The following is a 19,230-nucleotide window of genomic DNA, read 5'->3' as shown; positions in this document are numbered from 1 at the left end:
GGTCGTTTAGCTTCAGGTGAAATGCAAAGTCGTTGGCATAAGCCTTTGAGTGGGGTGTTAAATGGATGAATTCAAACCAGAAGACGAGCTGAAACCCGATCCCAGCGATCGTCGTACTGGTCGTTCTCGTCAATCTTCAGAACGTGATAACGAGCCGCAGATCAACTTTGACGATGTTGATCTGGATGCAGACGATCGTCGCCCCTCGCGCAGCCGCAACGCGCACGATGAGCGAGCAGAAGAGGATTATGAGTCCGAAGAAGATTCAATGGACGAAGAGCCTGTAGAGCGTCGCCCGCGTAAACGTAAGAAAGCCGCTGCACCAAAACCGGCTTCCCGCCAGTATCTTATGATGGGGCTTGGCGTGTTGGTACTTGTGCTGCTGATTGTCGGCATTGGTTCTGCACTTAAAGCACCATCAACGAACTCAACCGAGCAAACCGCTTCCGCTGAGAAGAGCATCAACCTCTCCGGTAACGATGCGGCTAATCAGGCAAATGGCGCGCAGCCTGCACCGGGTACTACCCCTGCAGAGCAGACCGCAGGAAACACCACAGCACCAGCACCACAGGATGTTTCTCTGCCGCCCGTTTCCTCAAACCCAGCTCAGAGCCAGGCACCTGTTACGCCTGAAGGTCAGCAGCGTGTAGAAGTTCAGGGAGACCTGAATAATGCACTGACGCAGCCGCAAAACCAGCAGCAGATGGATAACGCCGTGGTTAACTCTACGCTGCCAACTGAACCTGCAACCGTTGCCCCGGTTCGCGGTGGTAACGCTCAGCAGCAAACTGCTGCGACCGAAACCAAGCCGCGCCAGACGCAGACTGCAACACGTCCTGAACGTAAGCAGGCGGTGATTGAACCTAAACGCGAAACTAAACCTCAGGCAGTGGTGAAAGCGCCTGAAGTGAAAGCTGTTCCGGCGCAGCCGAAACATACTGAAACGGCTGCGGTGAGCGAGCCAGCAAAAGCGCCAGTTACACAGACTGCACCGAAAGCCACGGCGAGCACGACAGCACCGACGACGACTGCTGCACCTGCGGCATCTGCAACAGCCTCCAGCGCTGCAGCAGGCAAAACAGCAGGTAACGTAGGTTCGCTTAAAGCTGCACCTTCCAGCAACTACACGCTGCAGCTGAGCAGTTCGTCTAACTATGACAACCTCAACAGTTGGGCGAAGAAATCCAATCTGAAAAACTACGTGGTTTATCAGACGACCCGTAACGGCCAGCCGTGGTATGTGTTGGTCAGCGGCGTTTATACGTCTAAAGATGAAGCGAAGCGTGCCGTAGCGACGTTGCCTGCTGATGTTCAGGCGAAAAACCCGTGGGCGAAGCCGATTCATCAGGTTCAGGCCGATCTGAAGTAATGTTTAAAGCGCAGGATGCTGTCGGAGCTTTCTCCACAGCCGGAGAAGGTGTAATCAGTTAGTCAGCATGAAAAAAAATCGCGCTTTTCTGAAATGGGCAGGGGGGAAATACCCCCTGCTCGATGATATTAAAAAGCACCTGCCGAAAGGTGAGTGTCTTATCGAGCCCTTCGTGGGCGCGGGATCGGTGTTCCTGAACACCGATTTTTCTCGTTATATCCTGGCGGATATCAACAGCGACCTTATCAGCCTCTATAACATCGTCAAACTGCGTACCGATGAGTATGTCGCAGAGGCGCGTAAACTGTTTACGCCTGAGAACAATAACCCGGACATTTACTACCAGTTCCGCGCGGAGTTCAATCAGAGTGAGGATTCGTTCCGCCGGGCGTTGTTGTTCCTCTATCTTAACCGACATGGCTACAACGGCCTGTGTCGGTATAATCTTCGTGGTGAATTTAACGTGCCTTTTGGACGCTATAAGCGGCCGTATTTCCCACAGGACGAGCTGTATCACTTTGCTGAAAAAGCACAGAATGCTGAGTTTCACTGCCTCTCCTATGAAGAGTGTATGGAACTGGCAGGCGTAAACTCGGTGGTTTACTGTGACCCCCCTTACGCGCCGCTGTCTGCGACGGCGAATTTCACTGCCTATCACACCAACAGCTTCAGCCCTGCCGAGCAGGCGCGCCTGGCTGAGATGGCGGAAAAGCTGGTCAGCAAAAGAATTCCGGTGTTAATTTCGAATCACGATACCCCTGATACGCGCGAATGGTACAAAGCCGCGAAGCATTTTCAGGTTAAGGTGCGGCGTAGCATCAGCAGCAACGGCGGCACACGTAAAAAGGTGGACGAACTCCTGGCTCTTTATCGCCCCTGAGCCGTTTTGCCCGCCGGTAAACACATTTCAAGGAGAAGCGGATGAAACAGTTTTTGATTGCTCCCTCAATTCTGTCGGCCGATTTTGCCCGCCTGGGTGAAGACACTGCCAACGCACTGGTGGCAGGCGCGGATGTCGTCCATTTCGACGTGATGGATAACCACTACGTTCCTAACCTGACCATCGGTCCGATGGTGCTTAAGGCGCTGCGTAACTATGGCATTACCGCCCCGATCGACGTACACCTGATGGTGAAACCGGTTGACCGCATCGTGCCGGATTTTGCCGCAGCGGGAGCCAGCATCATCACCTTCCACCCGGAAGCCTCTGAACATGTGGATCGCACGCTGCAGCTGATCAAAGAGAACGGCTGTAAGGCGGGTCTGGTGTTTAACCCGGCAACGCCGCTGAGCTATCTTGATTATGTGATGGATAAGCTGGACGTAATTTTGCTGATGTCCGTTAACCCAGGCTTTGGCGGCCAGTCGTTCATTCCTCACACGCTGGATAAGCTGCGTGAAGTGCGTCGTCGTATTGATGAATCAGGCTACGACATTCGTCTGGAAGTGGATGGCGGTGTGAAAGTGAATAACATTGGTGAAATTGCGGCAGCGGGCGCGGATATGTTCGTTGCAGGTTCGGCAATTTTCGACCAACCGGATTACAAAAAAGTCATTGATGAAATGCGCCGTGAACTGGCAAAGGTAAGTCATGGATAAATTGCAGACAATTCGGGGTGTGGCATTCGACCTCGACGGCACGCTGGTCGACAGCGCGCCGGGCTTAACAAGCGCCGTTGATCAGGCGCTGTATGCGCTTGAACTCCCCGTTGCGGGTGAAGAGCGTGTGGTAACGTGGATCGGCAACGGCGCTGACGTGCTGATGGAGCGTGCGTTGACGTGGGCTCGCCAGGAGCGTGCGTCGCAGCGTTCGGCGCAGGGTAAACCGAGCGTCGATCATGCCGACATCCCGAAGGACGAGCAACTGCGTATTCTGCGCAAACTGTTCGATCGTTTCTATGAAGAGACCGTCGAGGAAGGGAGTTTCCTGTTCCCGGACGTCCAGGAAACCCTGAGCACACTGCATGCGAAAGGCATCCCGCTGGGGCTGGTAACCAACAAGCCAACGCCGTTTGTTGCACCTCTGCTTGAAGCGCTGGATATCGCGAAGTATTTCACTGTCATTGTCGGCGGTGATGACGTGCAAAACAAAAAGCCGCATCCGGAACCGCTTCTGCTGGTGGCAGGAAAATTATCCTTAACGCCTGCGGAGCTGCTCTTTGTTGGTGATTCACGCAATGATATTCTGGCTGCCCGGGCGGCTGGGTGTCCTTCCGTCGGGTTAACCTACGGCTACAACTACGGTGAGGCCATCACGCTAAGTGAGCCGGACGTCGTGTTCGACCACTTCAAAGATTTGTTGCCCGCACTCGGGCTTTCACACAGTGAACATCAGGAATTGAATAATGACTAAGCCCATCGTTTTTAGTGGCGCACAGCCTTCAGGTGAATTGACCATTGGTAACTACATGGGTGCGTTACGTCAGTGGGTCAGCATGCAGGATGATTACCATTGCATTTATTGCATCGTCGATCTTCATGCGATTACCGCGCGTCAGGATCCTGAGAAACTGCGTAAAGCCACGCTGGACACCCTGGCGCTGTATCTGGCCTGCGGCATCGATCCTGAGAAGAGCACCATTTTCGTTCAGTCTCACGTGCCAGAGCACGCACAGCTGGGCTGGGCGCTGAACTGCTACACCTACTTCGGTGAGCTGAGCCGCATGACTCAGTTCAAGGATAAATCTGCACGCTATTCTGAAAACATCAACGCCGGTCTGTTTGACTATCCGGTACTGATGGCTGCAGACATCCTGCTGTATCAGACTAACCAGGTTCCTGTTGGTGAAGACCAGAAGCAGCACCTGGAGCTGAGCCGTGATATTGCCCAGCGCTTTAATGCGATTTATGGCGATGTGTTCAAGGTACCAGAGCCATTCATTCCGAAATCCGGTGCACGCGTGATGTCACTGCTGGAACCGACCAAAAAGATGTCCAAGTCTGACGATAACCGCAACAACGTTATCGGCCTGCTGGAAGATCCGAAATCGGTCGTGAAAAAGCTTAAGCGTGCGGTAACTGATTCCGACGAGCCGCCTGTCGTGCGCTACGACGTGCAGAACAAAGCGGGCGTGTCCAACCTGCTGGATATTCTCTCCGGGGTTACTGGTCAGAGCATTCCTGAGCTGGAACAGCATTTTGAAGGCAAGATGTACGGCCACCTGAAAGGTGAAGTGGCGGATGCCGTTTCTGGCATGCTGACTGAGCTGCAGGAGCGCTATAACCGCTATCGTAATGACGAAGCTTTCCTGCAGAAGGTGATGAAAGACGGCGCGGAAAAAGCCAGTGCGCGCGCATCTGAAACCCTGAAAGCGGTGTATGAAGCGATTGGGTTTGTGGGTAAGCCTTAAGTAAAAGCAAAACGGTAACCACGTTACCGTTTTTAGGGTTTGTTCCCTCTCCCCGTGGGAGAGGGCCAGGGTGAGGGCATCAGGCCGCACTTCCCTAAATAAAAAACCGGGAAATTCCCGGTTTTTTTACGCCTGAAAAACGCTTACTGCTGTGCCGCCGGGCCGCAACCACCGATGATCTTCGAAATGGAGATCGCCGGGTGCAGCAGATAATCGTAGCTGCAGTTATTTTTCGTGTTTTCTACACGACCGGTGCAAGCCGTCAGAGTCGATAACAGGCCGACCAGAACGGCGGCTTTTGCCAGTTTAAACATACGCATTCCTTGTCTGAAAACGAAAATGAGATGTAACTCAAGGGAATAAAGGGGAAAGTTCCACTTCGGGGCGGTATGTTATCGACAGCAGTAAGAGGGGAGTAGTCCGCTTAAAGACTACTCAGGGAAGGAATAATATGCGTTAGTGGTTGGAGAACCAGTTGAGTTTACCGCGCAGTTCCACCACGCGACCCACTACAATCAGCGCCGGGCTTTCAACCTGTTGCGCCAGTTCACCAAGCTGCGTCAGCACGCCATTTACCACGCGCTGCGTAATGGCGGTACCGTTTTCCACCAGTGCGACAGGCATATCTGCATCCATGCCGTGCTCAAGCAGTTTCGCCTGAATTGTAGCGGCCTGGTTCAGCCCCATATAGAACACCAGCGTCTGTTTTTCTGCGGCCAGGTTATGCCAGTCCAGCTCGCTGCCGGTTTTCAGGTGGCCCGTCACCAGACGCACGCTCTGAGCGTAGTCCCGGTGTGTCAGCGGAATGCCTGAGTAGGCTGAGCAACCGGATGCCGCCGTAATGCCGGGCACGACAGAGAACGGAATACCCGCGTCACACAGGGTTTCCAGCTCTTCGCCGCCACGGCCAAAGATAAACGGATCACCACCTTTCAGACGCACCACGCGTTTTCCCTTTTGCGCCTCGCGCAGCAGGATCTGGTTAATCTCTTCCTGCGGCACGCAATGGTAGCCCGCGCGTTTGCCTACGAAAACACGGTCGGCGTCGCGGCGAACCAGGTTCATGATGTCATCGGAGACCAGGCGATCGTAAACCACAGTATCGGCCTGCTGGAGCTGCTGGAGGCCTTTCAGCGTCAGCAAGCCTGCATCTCCCGGCCCTGCACCCACCAGCACCACTTCACCGCGGTGATCAAGCGGTTCGGCCAGCAACTGTTCGGTCGTCTCTTCAACGGCTTTCGTGTCCTGATTCGCCAGCGACTGCGCCAGCCTGTCGTTGACAAAGAATTTTTCCCAGAACCGACGTCGCTCAGCTACGGTTGCGAAGGTTTGCTTCACGCGTGAACGCAGCTGCCCGGCATAATGCGCAATCTGACCAAGATGCTGTGGCAGCACAGCCTCCAGTTTTTCCCGCAGCAGGCGAGCAAGTACCGGGGAGCGGCCACCGGACGACACCGCAATCATCAGCGGGGAACGGTCGATAATCGACGGCATGATGAAGCTGGCTTCTTTCGGCGCATCCACCACGTTGCAGAAGATACGGCGTACCTCACAGGCATCGCTCACGCGTTGGTTCACTTCATCGTCGTCCGTTGCGGCAATCGTCAGCCAGCAGGTATCCAGCAGGGATTCATTAAACTCACCCTGCTGCAGCGTGAGCATTCCTGCCTGGGCCCAGACCTCAAACTGTGGGGCAAAGTCGAGGGCGTTGACGGTCAAACGGGCACCCGCTTCTAACAGCAGGCGCGCTTTGCGTTCGGCCACATCGCCGCCGCCCACGAGCAGGCAGTCGCGGTTGCGTAATTGACAAAAAATCGGCAGGTGATCCACGACGTTACCTCGTAGCATTTATGGAAGGGGTAAGAATTGACGTCAGGATAACAGCAGGGATCGTAAGGAACATACGAATTTCCTGCCGTTATCCCTAAAAGGGCGGAGGTTAGCCTTTCAGCTGCACCATGCCGTCCTTCACGCGGGCGTCGTAGTGCTTCACAGAGCGGCTCTCATCTTCCATGCAATAGCCATCGCTTAAGCGGAAACGCTGCTTTTTCAACGGGCTTGCGACCCACAGCTCGCCCTGATGCTCCGCAATCAACCCGCGGGACAGCACGCTGGCCTCGAAGAACGGATCGATATTGCTGATGGCAAAAACCTGTTCATCATGGCGAGGACGGAAAATCGCGACCTGCTCTTTACCCAGCAGCGCGCAAACGCCGGTGGCAGGCAGGATGTCGTTAATATTGCAGATGTTTACCCACTGGCTCATGCGTTTTCCTCCACCAGAGTCACCGGAATACGTTCATAAGGCGTCGCCGGACGATGTTGTTCGCGCTCTGCCACAACCTGCACGTTCGGGTCGCGCTGGGTGCTGTTGATAAAGTGTTTGAAGCGCGTCTGTGCCGCCGGGGTGTTCACGGTTTCAGTCCATTCGCAAATCACCGCGTCGCGCAGGCGAGCCATCTCGGCTTCAAGCTGTTCGTTTAGGCCCAGTTTGTCGTCGATGATGACTGACTTCAGGTAGTCGATGCCGCCTTCCAGGTTGTCCAGCCAGGAAGCGGTACGGGTCAGCTTGTCGGCGGTACGGATGTAGAACATCATGAAGCGGTCGAGATACTGAATCAGCGTATCGTGGTCGAGATCCGCTGCCAGCAGGTCTGCGTGACGGGGTTTCATCCCGCCGTTGCCGCATACGTACAGGTTCCAGCCTTTCTCGGTAGCGATAATACCCACGTCTTTACCCTGTGCTTCTGCGCATTCACGAGTACAGCCGGAGACGCCGAACTTCATTTTGTGCGGCGTGCGGATGCCTTTGTAGCGATTTTCCAACTCCACGCCGAAGCCCACGCTGTCGCCCACGCCGTAGCGGCACCAGGTGCTACCCACGCAGGTTTTGGCCATACGCAGCGCTTTGGCATACGCATGACCGGTTTCGAAGCCCGCTTCAATCAGCTGACGCCAGATTTCCGGCAGATCGTCTTTCTGCGCACCAAACAGGCCGATACGCTGGGAACCGGTGATTTTGGTGTACAGGTTAAATTCACGTGCGATGCGACCTACGGCGACCAGCCCTTCCGGGGTGATTTCACCACCGGCAGAGCGTGGGATAACGGAATAGGTCCCGTCTTTCTGGATGTTTGCCAGGAAGTTGTCGTTGGTGTCCTGAAGCGGCGTATGTTCTGGTTTGAGAACGTACTCATTCCAGCAGGAGGCCAGCAGAGAACCGACGGTCGGTTTACACACTTCGCAGCCATAACCCTGGCCGTGTTTTGCGAGCAGTTCGTCGAAGGATTTGATGCCCTCCACGCGGATCAGATGGTAAAGCTCCTGGCGAGAGTAAGAGAAGTGTTCGCACAGGTTGTTGTTCACTTCGATGCCCTGTTTCGCCAGTTCGGCGTTCAGCACCTGGGTGACCAGTGGAATACAACCGCCGCAGCCGGTACCGGCTTTGGTTTCCGCTTTCAGTGCCGCCACGGTGTGGCAACCTTTGTTGATAGCGGAAATCAACATGCCTTTGGTGACGTCGAAGCAGGAGCAAATCTGCGCGCTGTCCGGCAGTTTATCGACACCGATAGACGGCTTGCCGCTGGAGGCATGAGCAGGCAGAATCAGGGCGTCCGGGTTTTCCGGCAGCTCGATGGCATTCAGCACCAGTTGCAGCAGGTTGCCATAATCGCTGGTGTCGCCTACCAGCACCGCGCCGAGTAGAGTTTTATTATCCTGGCTGACGATGAGTCGTTTGTAGACCTCTTTGCTTTCGTCGAGGTAGACGTAGCTGCGCGAGTTCGGGGTACGACCGTGCGCATCGCCAATACCGCCAACGTCTACGCCCAGCAGCTTCAGCTTGGCGCTCATGTCTGCGCCTTCGAAGGCGTTCTCCGTTCCAAGGATATGGTCAACGGCAACCTGCGCCATTTTGTAGCCGGGGGCGACCAGCCCGTACACGCGGTTGTTCCAGCTGGCGCACTCGCCAATTGCGTAGATGTCCGGGTCAGAGGTCTGGCAGGTATCGTTAATCATGATACCGCCGCGCTGAGCAACGGCCAGTCCACACTGGTTAGCCAGCTTGTCGCGCGGACGTATCCCGGTGGAGAAGACGATAAAGTCCACTTCAAGCTCGCTGCCGTCGGCAAAACGCATGGTTTTGCGCGCTTCAGTGCCTTCCTGGACGATCTCTTTGGTGTTTTTGCTGGTGTGAACCTTCACGCCCATGCTTTCGATTTTACGACGTAACTGGTCACCACCCATGTGGTCCAGCTGCTCGGCCATCAGCATCGGGGCAAATTCGATGACGTGAGTTTCAACGCCGAGGTTTTTCAGTGCGCCTGCGGCTTCCAGACCCAGCAGGCCGCCACCAACTACTGCACCGCGTTTGCTACGACGTGCACAGTTTTCAATGGCTTTGAGGTCTTCAATGGTACGGTAGACGAAGCAATCCTGGGTTTCCGAGCCTTTGATTGGCGGGATCCACGGATAGGAGCCCGTCGCCATGATCAGCTTGTCGTAAAAAACCGTGCGTCCGGCGCTGGAGTGGATCACTTTTTCCTGGCGGTTGATGGTGATAGCGCGTTCTCCCACCAGTACTTTTACGCCATGCTTCTCGTAGAAACCCTCACGCACCAGAGAGAGCTCTTCAGCGGTATGATGTGAGAAGTAGGAAGACAGGTGCACACGGTCGTACGCCTTGCGGGGTTCTTCACAGAACACGGTAATGTCGAACTGGGCAGCGTCAGCTTTATCGAGAAGATCCTCAATAAAGCGGTGGCCGACCATGCCGTTACCGATGATAGCGAGTCTGACTTTGCTCATTATTGCCTCGATTTCTTTTCTATTACTGCCTACCTTAACGATTCAGCTATGGCGATTATTGATGCAAATCAAATACGTCTTCGCCTACTCCTTAGGTGGTATGCGACTGATTTGTCAGGGTTTTTATAAGTGGCGGAAATCGAAGGCTTTTCGTTGTCGTTGAATTTGTGTACAACTCAGGGACGATCGTTGAAAAATCGGTACGCCTGAATATCAGCTGCGTTTTTTAGGGGAAAGGTATGTCTACAACACCGTTATGGCTTGTTCAGAATGTTCGTTTACCGGGTCGGGAAGGGCTGTGGCAACTCGCCATTGAGAACGGGCGATTTGGTGACATTACCCCAATGGACGATACCCACGCCGAAAGTTATGAAGTCTTAAATGCCCGTGGAGGGCTGGCGATCCCGCCGTTTATTGAGCCGCATATTCATCTTGATACCACCCAGACGGCAGGTGAGCCGAACTGGAACCAGTCCGGCACGCTGTTTGAAGGGATTGAGCGCTGGGCGGAGCGTAAGGCGTTGCTCAGTCATGACGATGTCAAAGCGCGTGCCTGGAAAACGCTGAAGTGGCAAATTGCCAACGGCATTCAGTTTGTCCGCACCCATGTAGATGTCTCCGACCCGACGCTTACTGCTCTTAAGGCGATGCTGGAGGTGAAACAGGAGGTTGCCCCGTGGGTGACGCTGCAAATTGTCGCGTTCCCGCAGGAAGGTATTCTTTCGTACCCGAACGGCGCGGCGCTGCTGGAAGAGGCGTTAAAACTGGGGGCTGACGTGGTGGGGGCGATCCCGCACTTCGAATTCACCCGGGAATATGGCGTGCAGTCTCTGCATATCGCCTTCGAGCTGGCGAAGAAATATGACCGCCCGCTGGATATCCACTGTGATGAAATCGACGACGAGCAGTCCCGCTTTGTGGAGACGGTCGCCACGCTGGCGTATGAGGCCGGTATTGGTGCGCAGGTAACGGCCAGCCATACCACCGCTATGCACTCTTACAACGGTGCATACACCTCGCGGCTGTTCCGACTGCTGAAGATGTCGGGCATTAACTTTGTGGCGAATCCGCTGGTGAACATTCATCTGCAGGGACGCTTTGACGACTATCCGAAGCGTCGCGGCATCACCAGGGTGAAGGAGCTGCAGGAAGCGGGCATCAACGTCTGCTTCGGCCATGATGATGTGTTTGACCCGTGGTACCCGCTCGGCACCGGCAACATGCTGCAGGTGCTGCATATGGGACTGCATGTTTGCCAGATGATGGGCTATCCGCAAATCGACAGCGGGCTGAACTTGATTACACACAACAGTGCCAGAACCTTTGGTCTGAGTGATTACGGTATCGCAACGGGGAACCCGGCAAACCTGATAATCCTGCCGGCAGAGAGCGGATTTGAAGCGGTGCGCTGCCAGGTGCCGGTGCGCTGGTCGATTCGTCAGGGGCGGATTATTGCCACCACGCAGCTGGCGCAGACGTGGATCCAGATGGACAGCGGTGGGGAAGAGGTGAGCTTTGCCAGAAACAGCCCCTCTGATTAAGCAAAGGGGCAAGGCGATTAGTGAGAAGCTGCCGCCACGTTATGCTGGCGGTGGCGGGTCACGAAGCCCAGGACGAGGCACATGATAAACACCACGGCATACAGACCGTTCGCGGTGTGCAGCGCTGCCAGAGGACCGCTGTGCGCTACAATCGGGCCCGTGACGACGAAGGTCAGCATGGTGCCGATGGTGCCGCAGGTCAGCACGAAGTTCACCAGTTTTGGCGAGGCCACTTTCGTCTGCAGCGAGCCCAGCGTGATGATTGATGTGTAAATCGCGCTGGAGAAGAAGCCCAGGGTCAGGATGAACCACGGCATATGTTCCGGCGACCCGTTAATGAACAGGTACATCAGCACGGTTGCCATGCCTGCCAGCACGGTCAGAATGCGCTGCAGGTCGAAGAAGCGCAGGATGAAGCTAAACGCCCACATGCCGAACATGTAAGACATCCAGAAATCGCTCACCAGTTTGCCCGCATCGTTCAGGCTCATGCCCAGACCTTTAGCGTATTCCGGTACCCAGGAGATAAAGCCCAGCTGACCCAGGATGTAGCACAGGGCGGCAATAGAGAGGAACAGCACGCCGATACCCCATTTCTCTTTCGCGACAGGTTCTGCCGTGGTCTGCGCTTTTTTACCCAGCACCGGGAATTCACAGCCGAAGGTCAGAATAAAGATCGCCACGTAGACCAGCCCGATGCAGGCATAGACCCAGTACCACTCAATGCTGCGTGCCAGCAGAACGGCGGCAACCATCGGGAAAATCATCCCGGCCATGCTGAAGAAGGAGTCAGTAAACAGCAGACGCGCGCCGCGCTGACGGCCTTCATACATGTGGGTAATGAGGAACGTACCGATCGACATGGTGATCCCGCTGACCAGACCGAGCACAAACATGGCGGCGGAGAACAGGGCGATGCTGTGGCTCAACATCAGACCCGCCACGGCGGCGACCATCAGCACAAAGCCAAAACGCAGCTGCGTTTTCAGCGGAACAATTTCCATCAGCCAGGCATTCAGGAAGATAGAAATCAGGATCCCCGCGTTGAGGAAGGTGAAAGTGTTACTCATGCTGGATACGGGCAGCTGGAAGTAGTCTGCGATATTCCCCATCACCATCCCGGTGACGATCACCAACGCGCCGGTCAGGGCGTAGGAGAAGAAGCTGATCCATGTGAGCTTGATGCGATTGCTGTTAGTCATGTCTGGCCTGTTCAAAAAAGAAAAGCGCCCAGAGGGCGCTGAGAGCGGGCAGATTTTAGACATTAAAGTGATCCATTCATATCTTTTAAGAGAAATTAGAACTTCATTGCATTATTTTGTGTGATAGCGATCACAAAATATGGCGCTAAAGCCAACCGTTTGCGTGGTTACAACTGTTTCAAATTCGTAAAATTAGGTAAAAGGCTGGTCTCCGTTCATACTGCTCTTTAGAATCATGCCATTCGCTTTTTATACTGCGCTTTGTTAAGGAATTCTCATGCTCAAATCAACACTGGCGGCTGTCGCAGCTGTGTTTGCTCTTTCTGCCGTTTCCCCTGCTGCGCTGGCAGCAAAAGGAGATCCTCACGTCCTGCTGACCACCTCCGCCGGGAACATTGAGCTGGAGCTGAATAGCCAGAAAGCCCCTGTTTCCGTGAAAAACTTCCTCGACTACGTGAACAGTGGTTTCTATAACAACACCACTTTCCACCGCGTGATCCCGGGCTTTATGGTTCAGGGTGGCGGCTTCAATGAGCAAATGCAGCAGAAGCAGCCGAACCCGCCTATTAAAAACGAAGCGGACAACGGTCTGCTGAACAAGCGCGGTACCATTTCCATGGCGCGTACAGCAGATAAAGACAGCGCGACAAGCCAGTTCTTCCTCAACGTGGCGGATAACGCCTTCCTCGACCACGGCCAGCGTGACTTCGGTTATGCCGTCTTCGGTAAAATTGTGAAAGGGATGGATGTGGCGGACAAGATCTCTCAGGTGCCTACCCATGATGTCGGCCCATACCAGAATGTGCCGTCAAAGCCTGTCGTTATCCTCTCCGCAAAAGTTCTGCCATAACGTTTTTTGACACGGGCGTCCCCCGCCCGTGTTTTGCCCCTCCCTGCGAAAGCGCGTTTTGCTGCTTATACTTGTGGCAAACGGACTATTCAGGGAGGCGTTAAGTGAAAAAACTCACCGATAAGCGAAAATCCCGTCTCTGGGAGCAGCAGCGTAACGTCAATTTTCAGGCCAGTTGCCTCCTTGAAAAAGGTAATGGTCCTTCAGAGCCCCACATTGAGACGCTGGAACTGGGGCCTTCTGCCCCCGGTTTGCCCCATCTGTGCCTTATTCACCGCCATTTGTACCGCAGAGAGATGAAGCGGGCAGGCGAGTTACGTACCGACGATATTTTTAAGGGCGACATTCCTTTCTGCCATTTCGAATACATCGAGAAGATGGGTAACGAGCTGATGGCGGCGCTGGAAAGCGAAAAGTATCTCGTGGGTCTTGAGAAAGCGGCGTTTGTTGACAGAGTTAGCCACTATTACTGCGAAATCAACATGCTGCATCCGTTTATGCGCGGCAACGGTATTGCCCAACGCGTTTTCTTCGAGCAGCTGGCGCTCCACGCGGGCTACTCGCTGGACTGGCGCGATATCGATCCCGACCAGTGGGTGGTGGCTAACCGAAGTGGCGCAACGGGAGATTTAACCGCGCTAAACGCTATCTTTGCCAAAGTAGTGAGCGAAGCGCGGGAATCTGAGTAGAATAGGGCGGCATTTTTTTCGGGAGCCGCCATGATTCTGCTGATTGATAACTACGATTCCTTCACCTGGAACCTTTACCAGTATTTTTGTGAGCTGGGTGCAGAGGTGGTTGTCCGCCGCAACGACGACATTAGCCTGGCGGATATTGAAACACTGGCTCCGCAGAAAATCGTGATTTCACCCGGCCCCTGCACCCCGTCGGAGTCGGGTATTTCGCTGGAGGTTATCCAGCACTATGCCGGCAAGCTGCCGATCCTCGGCGTCTGTCTTGGCCATCAGGCCATTGCGCAGGTGTTTGGTGCCACTATCGTGCGCGCCGCGAAAGTGATGCACGGTAAAACCTCTCCGGTCACCCACACTGGCGTTGGGGTATTCAGCGGGCTCAATAATCCGTTAACCGTGACGCGCTACCATTCACTGGTGATTGACCCGTCGACGCTGCCTGACTGCTTTGAGGTGACCGCCTGGAGCGATACGCAGGAGATCATGGGGATTCGTCACCGCGAATGGGATCTCGAAGGCGTACAGTTCCACCCGGAAAGCATCCTCAGCGAACAGGGCCACGCGCTGCTGGCAAATTTCCTTAAACGCTGAATATTGATTGCCTTGTCGTGATTTTTTATGCATATTTTGTGATTATATTTTCACAATCAATGTGACATAAAATGGATGGGCATGACATGGCAACTGAACAACCTGCAATTACCCGCGCAACATTTGATGAAGTGATTCTGCCGATTTATGCACCGGCTGAGTTTATCCCGGTAAAAGGAAAAGGCAGCCGCGTCTGGGATCAGCAGGGCAAAGAGTATGTTGATTTCGCGGGCGGTATTGCAGTGACGGCGCTGGGCCATTGCCATCCTGCCCTGGTTGAGGCGCTGAAAACCCAGGGCGAAACGCTCTGGCACACCAGCAACGTTTTTACCAACGAGCCGGCGTTACGCCTCGGCCGCAAGATTATTGATGCGACGTTTGCCGAGCGCGTGCTGTTCATGAACTCGGGCACCGAAGCAAACGAAACCGCCTTCAAGCTGGCGCGCTACTACGCAACCACGCGCCACAGCCCGTACAAAACCAAAATCATTGCCTTCCACAATGCCTTCCACGGACGCTCCTTCTTTACCGTCTCCGTCGGCGGCCAGCCGAAGTATTCCGACGGATTTGGCCCGAAACCGGCCGACATCGTCCATGTGCCGTTTAACGATCTGCATGCGGTGAAAGCGGTGATGGACGACCACACCTGCGCGGTTGTTGTCGAGCCGATCCAGGGTGAAGGCGGCGTGACGGCGGCGACGCCAGAATTCCTGAAAGGTCTGCGTGCGCTGTGCGATGAGCATCAGGCGCTGCTGGTGTTTGATGAAGTGCAGTGCGGGATGGGACGTACCGGCGATCTGTTTGCCTATATGCACTACGGCGTGACGCCGGATATTCTCACCAGCGCCAAAGCGCTCGGCGGTGGTTTCCCGGTGAGTGCGGTACTGACGACTCAGGAGATTGCCTCCGCGTTCCACGTTGGTTCTCACGGTTCCACCTATGGCGGGAACCCGCTGGCGAGTGCCGTGGCGGGCGCGGCATTTGATATTATCAATACACCTGAGGTTCTGAACGGCGTCATCGCCAAGCGCGAGCTGTTTGTGAAACACCTGCAGCAGATTGACGATCGGTTTGACGTGTTCAGCGAGATCCGCGGGATGGGGCTGCTGATCGGTGCCGAGCTGAAACCGCAGTACAAAGGTCGCGCGCGCGATTTCCTGCATGCCGCCGCCCGCGAAGGGGTGATGGTGCTGAACGCGGGACCGGATGTGATGCGTTTTGCGCCGTCGCTGGTGGTAGAAGACAAAGACATTGAAGATGGATTAACCCGTTTTGCCGCGGCAGTCGAGAAAATCGTAAAAGGTTAATACTCCGTCCGCTTTAATATCCGCGTTAACCAAATCCCGTGATGCGGACGCTGACGCCATGCCACCGACGAAATGGTGTGCATGGTGTTCAGATGCCCCAGAATGCGCTGTAAATGCTGCTCCAGCGTGCTCATTGGCCCGTGGGTTAACGTCTCCGGCGCTTCCAGAATATTCGAGTCGCCCGACTCGCCCGGCGCGTCATACTCCAGACGCTGCTGACACCGCTGTAAGGCAATTTCACACGACTGCAAATAGCGCTGCGCCAGATCCGGCGTCAGCATCGTGTGCTCGCGCGCCAGCGTGGTCATGGCGTTAATGTGCTCGACGATAAACTGGCTGTGCGTCACCCAGAGCTTCATATCCGCCAGATAGTGCGAGTTAAAGCCTGGTTCCTGCATTGCCTGGTTGAGCGAGTTAAACAGGGCGTTGTGCGCCTGGTTGACCTTCATCCGCTGATACGCCAGCGGGGAGGGTTGCGGATCGTCGCTCAGGATCAGACGAATGGCCTGCTGGTCGGCCTCCAGCGCGTCGTGGGCGTTCTGGCGCAACAGTCCGCTTTGCCATTGCGGCCACAGCCAGACCATGCCGCCAAAGGCAATCAGACAGCCAATCAGGGTATCGATCAGTCTGGCGACAATAAATTGTTCGCCATTGAGCGTGAGCAGTTGCAGGGTGTATACCGCCGTTACCGTAAAGCCCACCATCGCCCAGCCATAGTTTTTGCGGATAATCAGGTAGCTCACCAGCGTAATTATCAGCATTCCCGCCAGGGTATAACCTTCCGGCACGTGAAAGTGCAGCGTGACGCCCGCAATAATCAGCCCGGCCATCGTTCCCCCCGCCCGGTGCAGAATACGCACGCGCGTGGCGCCATAGCCGTTCTGGGTGACAAACAGCACGGTCATTAAGATCCAGTAGGGTTTAGGTAGATGCAGCGCCATGCCCATCAGGCTGGCGGTACTGAGCATGACGCTAATCCGTGCGGCGTTGCGCAGAGCGGACGATTTAAGAGACAGATAGCTTCTGAGCGCCGGCAATAACGGCAGACGTTTTTGTTTATCCGCCATGAGATCGCGGGGATAAAGCGGGCGTTGGGTGCGCAACACGCGGGCGATACGGCTGAAATGCCAGGCGGCAAACTGGCCCACCGGGTTGTCCTCATGCTGGCGGGCGATTTTCTCCAGCGCGCCGAGTTGTTTGTCCATGTTAAAACGCGTGGGATAGCGGTGATATAAAATGTCATCAGCCAGCACCCGCAGACGCGCAGAGACGGTTTGCGCATTCCAGCGGATCACCGCTTCGGCATGGCTGCGCTCGACCAGCTTTTGCACCTCCTGAGGATGATGCAGGCTCACGGAGATATGTTCTTGCAGATCCAGCCCCACCTGGAAGGTACGCAGCAGCCGTTTGTATTCGTGATTCTTGTTGGCGGCGAGCATGTGTAGTTGCTGATAACACTGGCTTATCAGATCCACCACCTTTTGCTGGCGCGTCAGCAGCGGCGGTAACGATTTTTCCGGATCGGTATGCTGGGTGAGCAGGGTGTATTTGGCCTCGCAGTAATCCGCAAGTTGCACATAGAGCAGGCTCAATGATTCACGCAGGGGCTGTTCCCGCCACAGCCAGAACCAGAACCAGTTAAACAGCCCATACCACAGCGTACCCAGGGCGTAGATCAGTAGCGGCTCCCACACCGGCATGTTACCCGCGAGGCTCAGCGTGAAGATGGCCGCTATCAGTGAGGCGGGAAGCAGGCGCGCATGAAGGGAACTGATTTCGGCGGTGACGCCGAGCGTCATCGCCAGCACGGTCAGGATTAACGGCAGCGGAATATCGCGGGCGAGTAAGAGCTGCACGGCGAGGCTACAGCCAGCAAACAGCGAGCCGCCAATAATCAGACGTTTAAAAAAGCGCTTATGCGGTGTGTCCAGGCCAGCAATGTTGCAGCAGGCGGGCACGAGAGAAAACAGCAGACCTTGCTGAAGATGTCCGAGGATCAGGCCGATGGCTACAGGAAGACACAACACCAGCGTTTGTCGCAGTGCATAGTTAACTTCCGGGTGATAAATCAGCCTACGCCACATGGGGAAGAGAGACAAAAACGGCGTGACACCTTGCGATGGCACGCCGTTTGAGTGGAATTAACGCGTTCCGTAGACCACGATGGTTTTACCGTGGGCGGAGATCAGGTTCTGATCTTCCAGCATTTTCAGAATACGGCCCACTGTTTCACGGGAGCAGCCGACGATCTGGCCGATCTCCTGACGGGTAATTTTAATCTGCATGCCGTCAGGGTGGGTCATCGCATCAGGTTGTTTTGCCAGGTTAAGCAGAGTCTGCGCGATACGACCGGTAACGTCCAGGAAGGCGAGGTTACCCACTTTCTCAGATGTAACCTGCAGACGGCGAGCCATCTGGGAAGAAAGACGCATCAGGATATCAGGGTTAACCTGAATCAACTGACGGAATTTCTTGTAAGAAATTTCAGCCACTTCACATGCTGTCTTTGCACGAACCCAGGCACTACGTTCCTGGCCTTCTTCAAACAGGCCCAGTTCACCGATGAAATCGCCCTGGTTCAGATAAGAAAGGATCATCTCTTTCCCTTCTTCATCTTTGATCAGCACTGCCACCGAGCCTTTTACGATGTAATACAACGTTTCCGCTTTTTCACCCTGGTGAATCAGCGTGCTCTTCGATGGGTACTTATGAATGTGGCAATGAGACAAGAACCATTCGAGAGTCGGGTCTGTTTGCGGTTTGCCAAGCACCATGCGCTGTTATCCTCTGTTATAAGCTGTCACCAGAGTCATCAGATGCATCCGGACTCTGGGGTTGCAATCGAATTCTTACCCATACCCTGGGAAGTCGGCTATCGTAACGTTTCGCAGCCAGTAAAGTTTGATGTCCTCTGCATACATGTGTAACGTCAATGTATTACTGTAGCATCCTGAGTGTTTTAGCATAGCTTTCGCCGCGTGTCTCCTGGTGTCTCGCTTCAGCATGATGCAGGTCGCCTTCCATTGCGAGAAATGTAACGCACGCGTAATCTGTCACCAAAAATGCAACGTTGGAGTTAATGAATATGCAAGCGCGCGTGAAATGGGTTGAAGGTTTAACGTTCCTGGGCGAGTCCGCTTCAGGGCACCAGGTTTTGATGGATGGTAACTCCGGCGATAAAGCACCAAGCCCGATGGAGATGGTATTGATGGCAGCCGGTGGATGCAGCGCGATTGATGTGGTGTCGATTCTGCAAAAAGGCCGTCATGATGTAACGGATTGCGAAGTTAAACTCACGTCGGAACGCCGTGAAGAGGCACCACGCCTGTTCACCCATATTAACCTGCACTTTGTGGTCACCGGTAAAGAACTGAAAGACGCGGCCGTTTCACGCGCGGTGGACCTGTCTGCGGAGAAATACTGCTCTGTGGCGTTAATGCTGGAGAAAGCGGTAAAAATCACACATTCGTATGAAGTGATCGAGGCGTGATTGATGGGGCATCGTGCGTGTTGATGCCCTCA

General features: G+C 54.8%; 18 protein-coding genes. 11 read left to right on the top strand and 7 right to left on the bottom strand.

Annotated features, from left to right (window positions below):
* Positions 1-61: 61 nt before the first annotated feature.
* The 5 genes from damX to trpS all read left to right on the top strand — a co-directional run bounded on the left by damX (position 62) and on the right by trpS (position 4,719).
* Positions 62-1,369 carry a cell division protein DamX gene (damX, locus tag LCD46_21095; protein UOY70490.1) on the top strand — a complete coding sequence of 436 codons (1,308 nt, stop codon included), beginning with the start codon at positions 62-64 and terminating at the stop codon, positions 1,367-1,369.
* A gap of 67 nt (positions 1,370-1,436) precedes the next feature.
* Positions 1,437-2,249: an adenine-specific DNA-methyltransferase gene (dam, locus tag LCD46_21090; GenBank protein ID UOY70489.1), complete on the top strand. Its 813-nt coding sequence runs from the start codon at positions 1,437-1,439 to the stop codon at positions 2,247-2,249.
* Between the two features lie 41 nt (positions 2,250-2,290).
* The gene (gene rpe, locus LCD46_21085) at positions 2,291-2,968 is read left to right on the top strand and encodes a ribulose-phosphate 3-epimerase (GenBank protein UOY70488.1); all 678 of its coding nucleotides are present in this window, start codon (positions 2,291-2,293) and stop codon (positions 2,966-2,968) included.
* Positions 2,961-3,722: a phosphoglycolate phosphatase gene (gph, locus tag LCD46_21080; GenBank protein UOY70487.1), complete on the top strand. Its 762-nt coding sequence runs from the start codon at positions 2,961-2,963 to the stop codon at positions 3,720-3,722. The genes rpe and gph overlap by 8 nt, the downstream gene beginning before the upstream one ends.
* Positions 3,715-4,719, top strand: coding sequence for a tryptophan--tRNA ligase (trpS, locus tag LCD46_21075; GenBank protein UOY70486.1), 1,005 nt, complete (start codon positions 3,715-3,717; stop codon positions 4,717-4,719). Before gph ends, trpS begins: the two co-directional genes overlap by 8 nt.
* Positions 4,720-4,862: 143 nt before the next feature.
* Here the strand turns inward: trpS and LCD46_21070 are convergent, their stop codons facing one another.
* From LCD46_21070 to nirB, 4 genes are all read right to left on the bottom strand, one after another.
* Positions 4,863-5,033 carry a YhfL family protein gene (locus LCD46_21070; protein ID UOY70485.1) on the bottom strand — a complete coding sequence of 57 codons (171 nt, stop codon included), beginning with the start codon at positions 5,031-5,033 and terminating at the stop codon, positions 4,863-4,865.
* Positions 5,034-5,175: 142 nt separating this feature from the next.
* A complete protein-coding gene (gene cysG / locus LCD46_21065; GenBank protein UOY70484.1) occupies positions 5,176-6,549 on the bottom strand; it encodes a siroheme synthase CysG in 1,374 nt (457 codons plus the stop codon).
* Positions 6,550-6,658: 109 nt separating this feature from the next.
* Positions 6,659-6,985 carry a nitrite reductase small subunit NirD gene (gene nirD, locus LCD46_21060; protein UOY70483.1) on the bottom strand — a complete coding sequence of 109 codons (327 nt, stop codon included), beginning with the start codon at positions 6,983-6,985 and terminating at the stop codon, positions 6,659-6,661.
* Complete coding sequence (gene nirB / locus LCD46_21055) at positions 6,982-9,525, bottom strand: nitrite reductase large subunit NirB (GenBank protein UOY70482.1); 2,544 nt, start codon at positions 9,523-9,525, stop codon at positions 6,982-6,984. Before nirB ends, nirD begins: the two co-directional genes overlap by 4 nt.
* A gap of 239 nt (positions 9,526-9,764) precedes the next feature.
* On the opposite strand from nirB, the gene LCD46_21050 reads away from it, so the two are divergent.
* The gene (locus tag LCD46_21050) at positions 9,765-11,066 is read left to right on the top strand and encodes a cytosine deaminase (GenBank protein ID UOY70481.1); all 1,302 of its coding nucleotides are present in this window, start codon (positions 9,765-9,767) and stop codon (positions 11,064-11,066) included.
* A gap of 17 nt (positions 11,067-11,083) precedes the next feature.
* Here LCD46_21050 and tsgA read toward each other — a convergent pair whose 3' ends face one another.
* Positions 11,084-12,268 carry an MFS transporter TsgA gene (gene tsgA / locus LCD46_21045; GenBank protein UOY70480.1) on the bottom strand — a complete coding sequence of 395 codons (1,185 nt, stop codon included), beginning with the start codon at positions 12,266-12,268 and terminating at the stop codon, positions 11,084-11,086.
* Between the two features lie 277 nt (positions 12,269-12,545).
* On the opposite strand from tsgA, the gene ppiA reads away from it, so the two are divergent.
* The 4 genes from ppiA (at position 12,546) to LCD46_21025 (ending at position 15,708) form a co-directional block, all read left to right on the top strand.
* Positions 12,546-13,118, top strand: coding sequence for a peptidylprolyl isomerase A (gene ppiA / locus LCD46_21040; GenBank protein UOY70479.1), 573 nt, complete (start codon positions 12,546-12,548; stop codon positions 13,116-13,118).
* Between the two features lie 104 nt (positions 13,119-13,222).
* Positions 13,223-13,807, top strand: coding sequence for a putative adenosine monophosphate-protein transferase Fic (locus LCD46_21035; GenBank protein UOY70478.1), 585 nt, complete (start codon positions 13,223-13,225; stop codon positions 13,805-13,807).
* A gap of 30 nt (positions 13,808-13,837) precedes the next feature.
* Positions 13,838-14,401 (top strand): aminodeoxychorismate synthase component 2, encoded by a 564-nt coding sequence (gene pabA / locus LCD46_21030; GenBank protein UOY70477.1) that lies wholly within the window; start codon positions 13,838-13,840, stop codon positions 14,399-14,401.
* Positions 14,402-14,487: 86 nt separating this feature from the next.
* The gene (locus LCD46_21025; GenBank protein ID UOY70476.1) at positions 14,488-15,708 is read left to right on the top strand and encodes an aspartate aminotransferase family protein; all 1,221 of its coding nucleotides are present in this window, start codon (positions 14,488-14,490) and stop codon (positions 15,706-15,708) included.
* On the opposite strand, the gene LCD46_21020 is transcribed toward LCD46_21025, so the two are convergent.
* Together LCD46_21020 and crp are read right to left on the bottom strand one after the other, a co-directional pair.
* The gene (locus LCD46_21020; protein ID UOY73020.1) at positions 15,705-17,792 is read right to left on the bottom strand and encodes an FUSC family protein; all 2,088 of its coding nucleotides are present in this window, start codon (positions 17,790-17,792) and stop codon (positions 15,705-15,707) included. The two genes, LCD46_21025 and LCD46_21020, sit on opposite strands and share 4 nt — an antisense overlap.
* A gap of 57 nt (positions 17,793-17,849) precedes the next feature.
* Complete coding sequence (gene crp, locus LCD46_21015) at positions 17,850-18,482, bottom strand: cAMP-activated global transcriptional regulator CRP (protein UOY70475.1); 633 nt, start codon at positions 18,480-18,482, stop codon at positions 17,850-17,852.
* A gap of 311 nt (positions 18,483-18,793) precedes the next feature.
* Here crp and LCD46_21010 point away from each other — a divergent pair, with 311 nt between their 5' ends.
* Positions 18,794-19,198, top strand: coding sequence for an OsmC family protein (locus LCD46_21010; protein UOY73019.1), 405 nt, complete (start codon positions 18,794-18,796; stop codon positions 19,196-19,198).
* The last annotated feature ends 32 nt before the right edge of the window (positions 19,199-19,230 follow it).

Origin of the sequence: Enterobacter ludwigii (assembly GCA_023023105.1) — a bacterium.
Lineage (GTDB): Bacteria > Pseudomonadota > Gammaproteobacteria > Enterobacterales > Enterobacteriaceae > Enterobacter > Enterobacter adelaidei.
This window is presented reverse-complemented; position numbering and strand designations above follow the sequence as displayed.

Bases quoted from the DNA above. Each gene is read 5' to 3' on its own strand.
- gph (UOY70487.1), top strand. From the start codon at position 2,961: ATGGATAAATTGCAGACAATTCGGGGTGTGGCATTCGACCTCGACGGC.
- LCD46_21020 (UOY73020.1), bottom strand. From the start codon at position 17,792: ATGTGGCGTAGGCTGATTTATCACCCGGAAGTTAACTATGCACTGCGA.
- LCD46_21070 (UOY70485.1), bottom strand. From the start codon at position 5,033: ATGTTTAAACTGGCAAAAGCCGCCGTTCTGGTCGGCCTGTTATCGACT.
- trpS (UOY70486.1), top strand. From the start codon at position 3,715: ATGACTAAGCCCATCGTTTTTAGTGGCGCACAGCCTTCAGGTGAATTG.
- LCD46_21010 (UOY73019.1), top strand. From the start codon at position 18,794: ATGCAAGCGCGCGTGAAATGGGTTGAAGGTTTAACGTTCCTGGGCGAG.
- rpe (UOY70488.1), top strand. From the start codon at position 2,291: ATGAAACAGTTTTTGATTGCTCCCTCAATTCTGTCGGCCGATTTTGCC.
- pabA (UOY70477.1), top strand. From the start codon at position 13,838: ATGATTCTGCTGATTGATAACTACGATTCCTTCACCTGGAACCTTTAC.
- LCD46_21050 (UOY70481.1), top strand. From the start codon at position 9,765: ATGTCTACAACACCGTTATGGCTTGTTCAGAATGTTCGTTTACCGGGT.
- dam (UOY70489.1), top strand. From the start codon at position 1,437: ATGAAAAAAAATCGCGCTTTTCTGAAATGGGCAGGGGGGAAATACCCC.
- nirB (UOY70482.1), bottom strand. From the start codon at position 9,525: ATGAGCAAAGTCAGACTCGCTATCATCGGTAACGGCATGGTCGGCCAC.
- crp (UOY70475.1), bottom strand. From the start codon at position 18,482: ATGGTGCTTGGCAAACCGCAAACAGACCCGACTCTCGAATGGTTCTTG.
- damX (UOY70490.1), top strand. From the start codon at position 62: ATGGATGAATTCAAACCAGAAGACGAGCTGAAACCCGATCCCAGCGAT.
- ppiA (UOY70479.1), top strand. From the start codon at position 12,546: ATGCTCAAATCAACACTGGCGGCTGTCGCAGCTGTGTTTGCTCTTTCT.
- nirD (UOY70483.1), bottom strand. From the start codon at position 6,985: ATGAGCCAGTGGGTAAACATCTGCAATATTAACGACATCCTGCCTGCC.
- LCD46_21025 (UOY70476.1), top strand. From the start codon at position 14,488: ATGGCAACTGAACAACCTGCAATTACCCGCGCAACATTTGATGAAGTG.
- tsgA (UOY70480.1), bottom strand. From the start codon at position 12,268: ATGACTAACAGCAATCGCATCAAGCTCACATGGATCAGCTTCTTCTCC.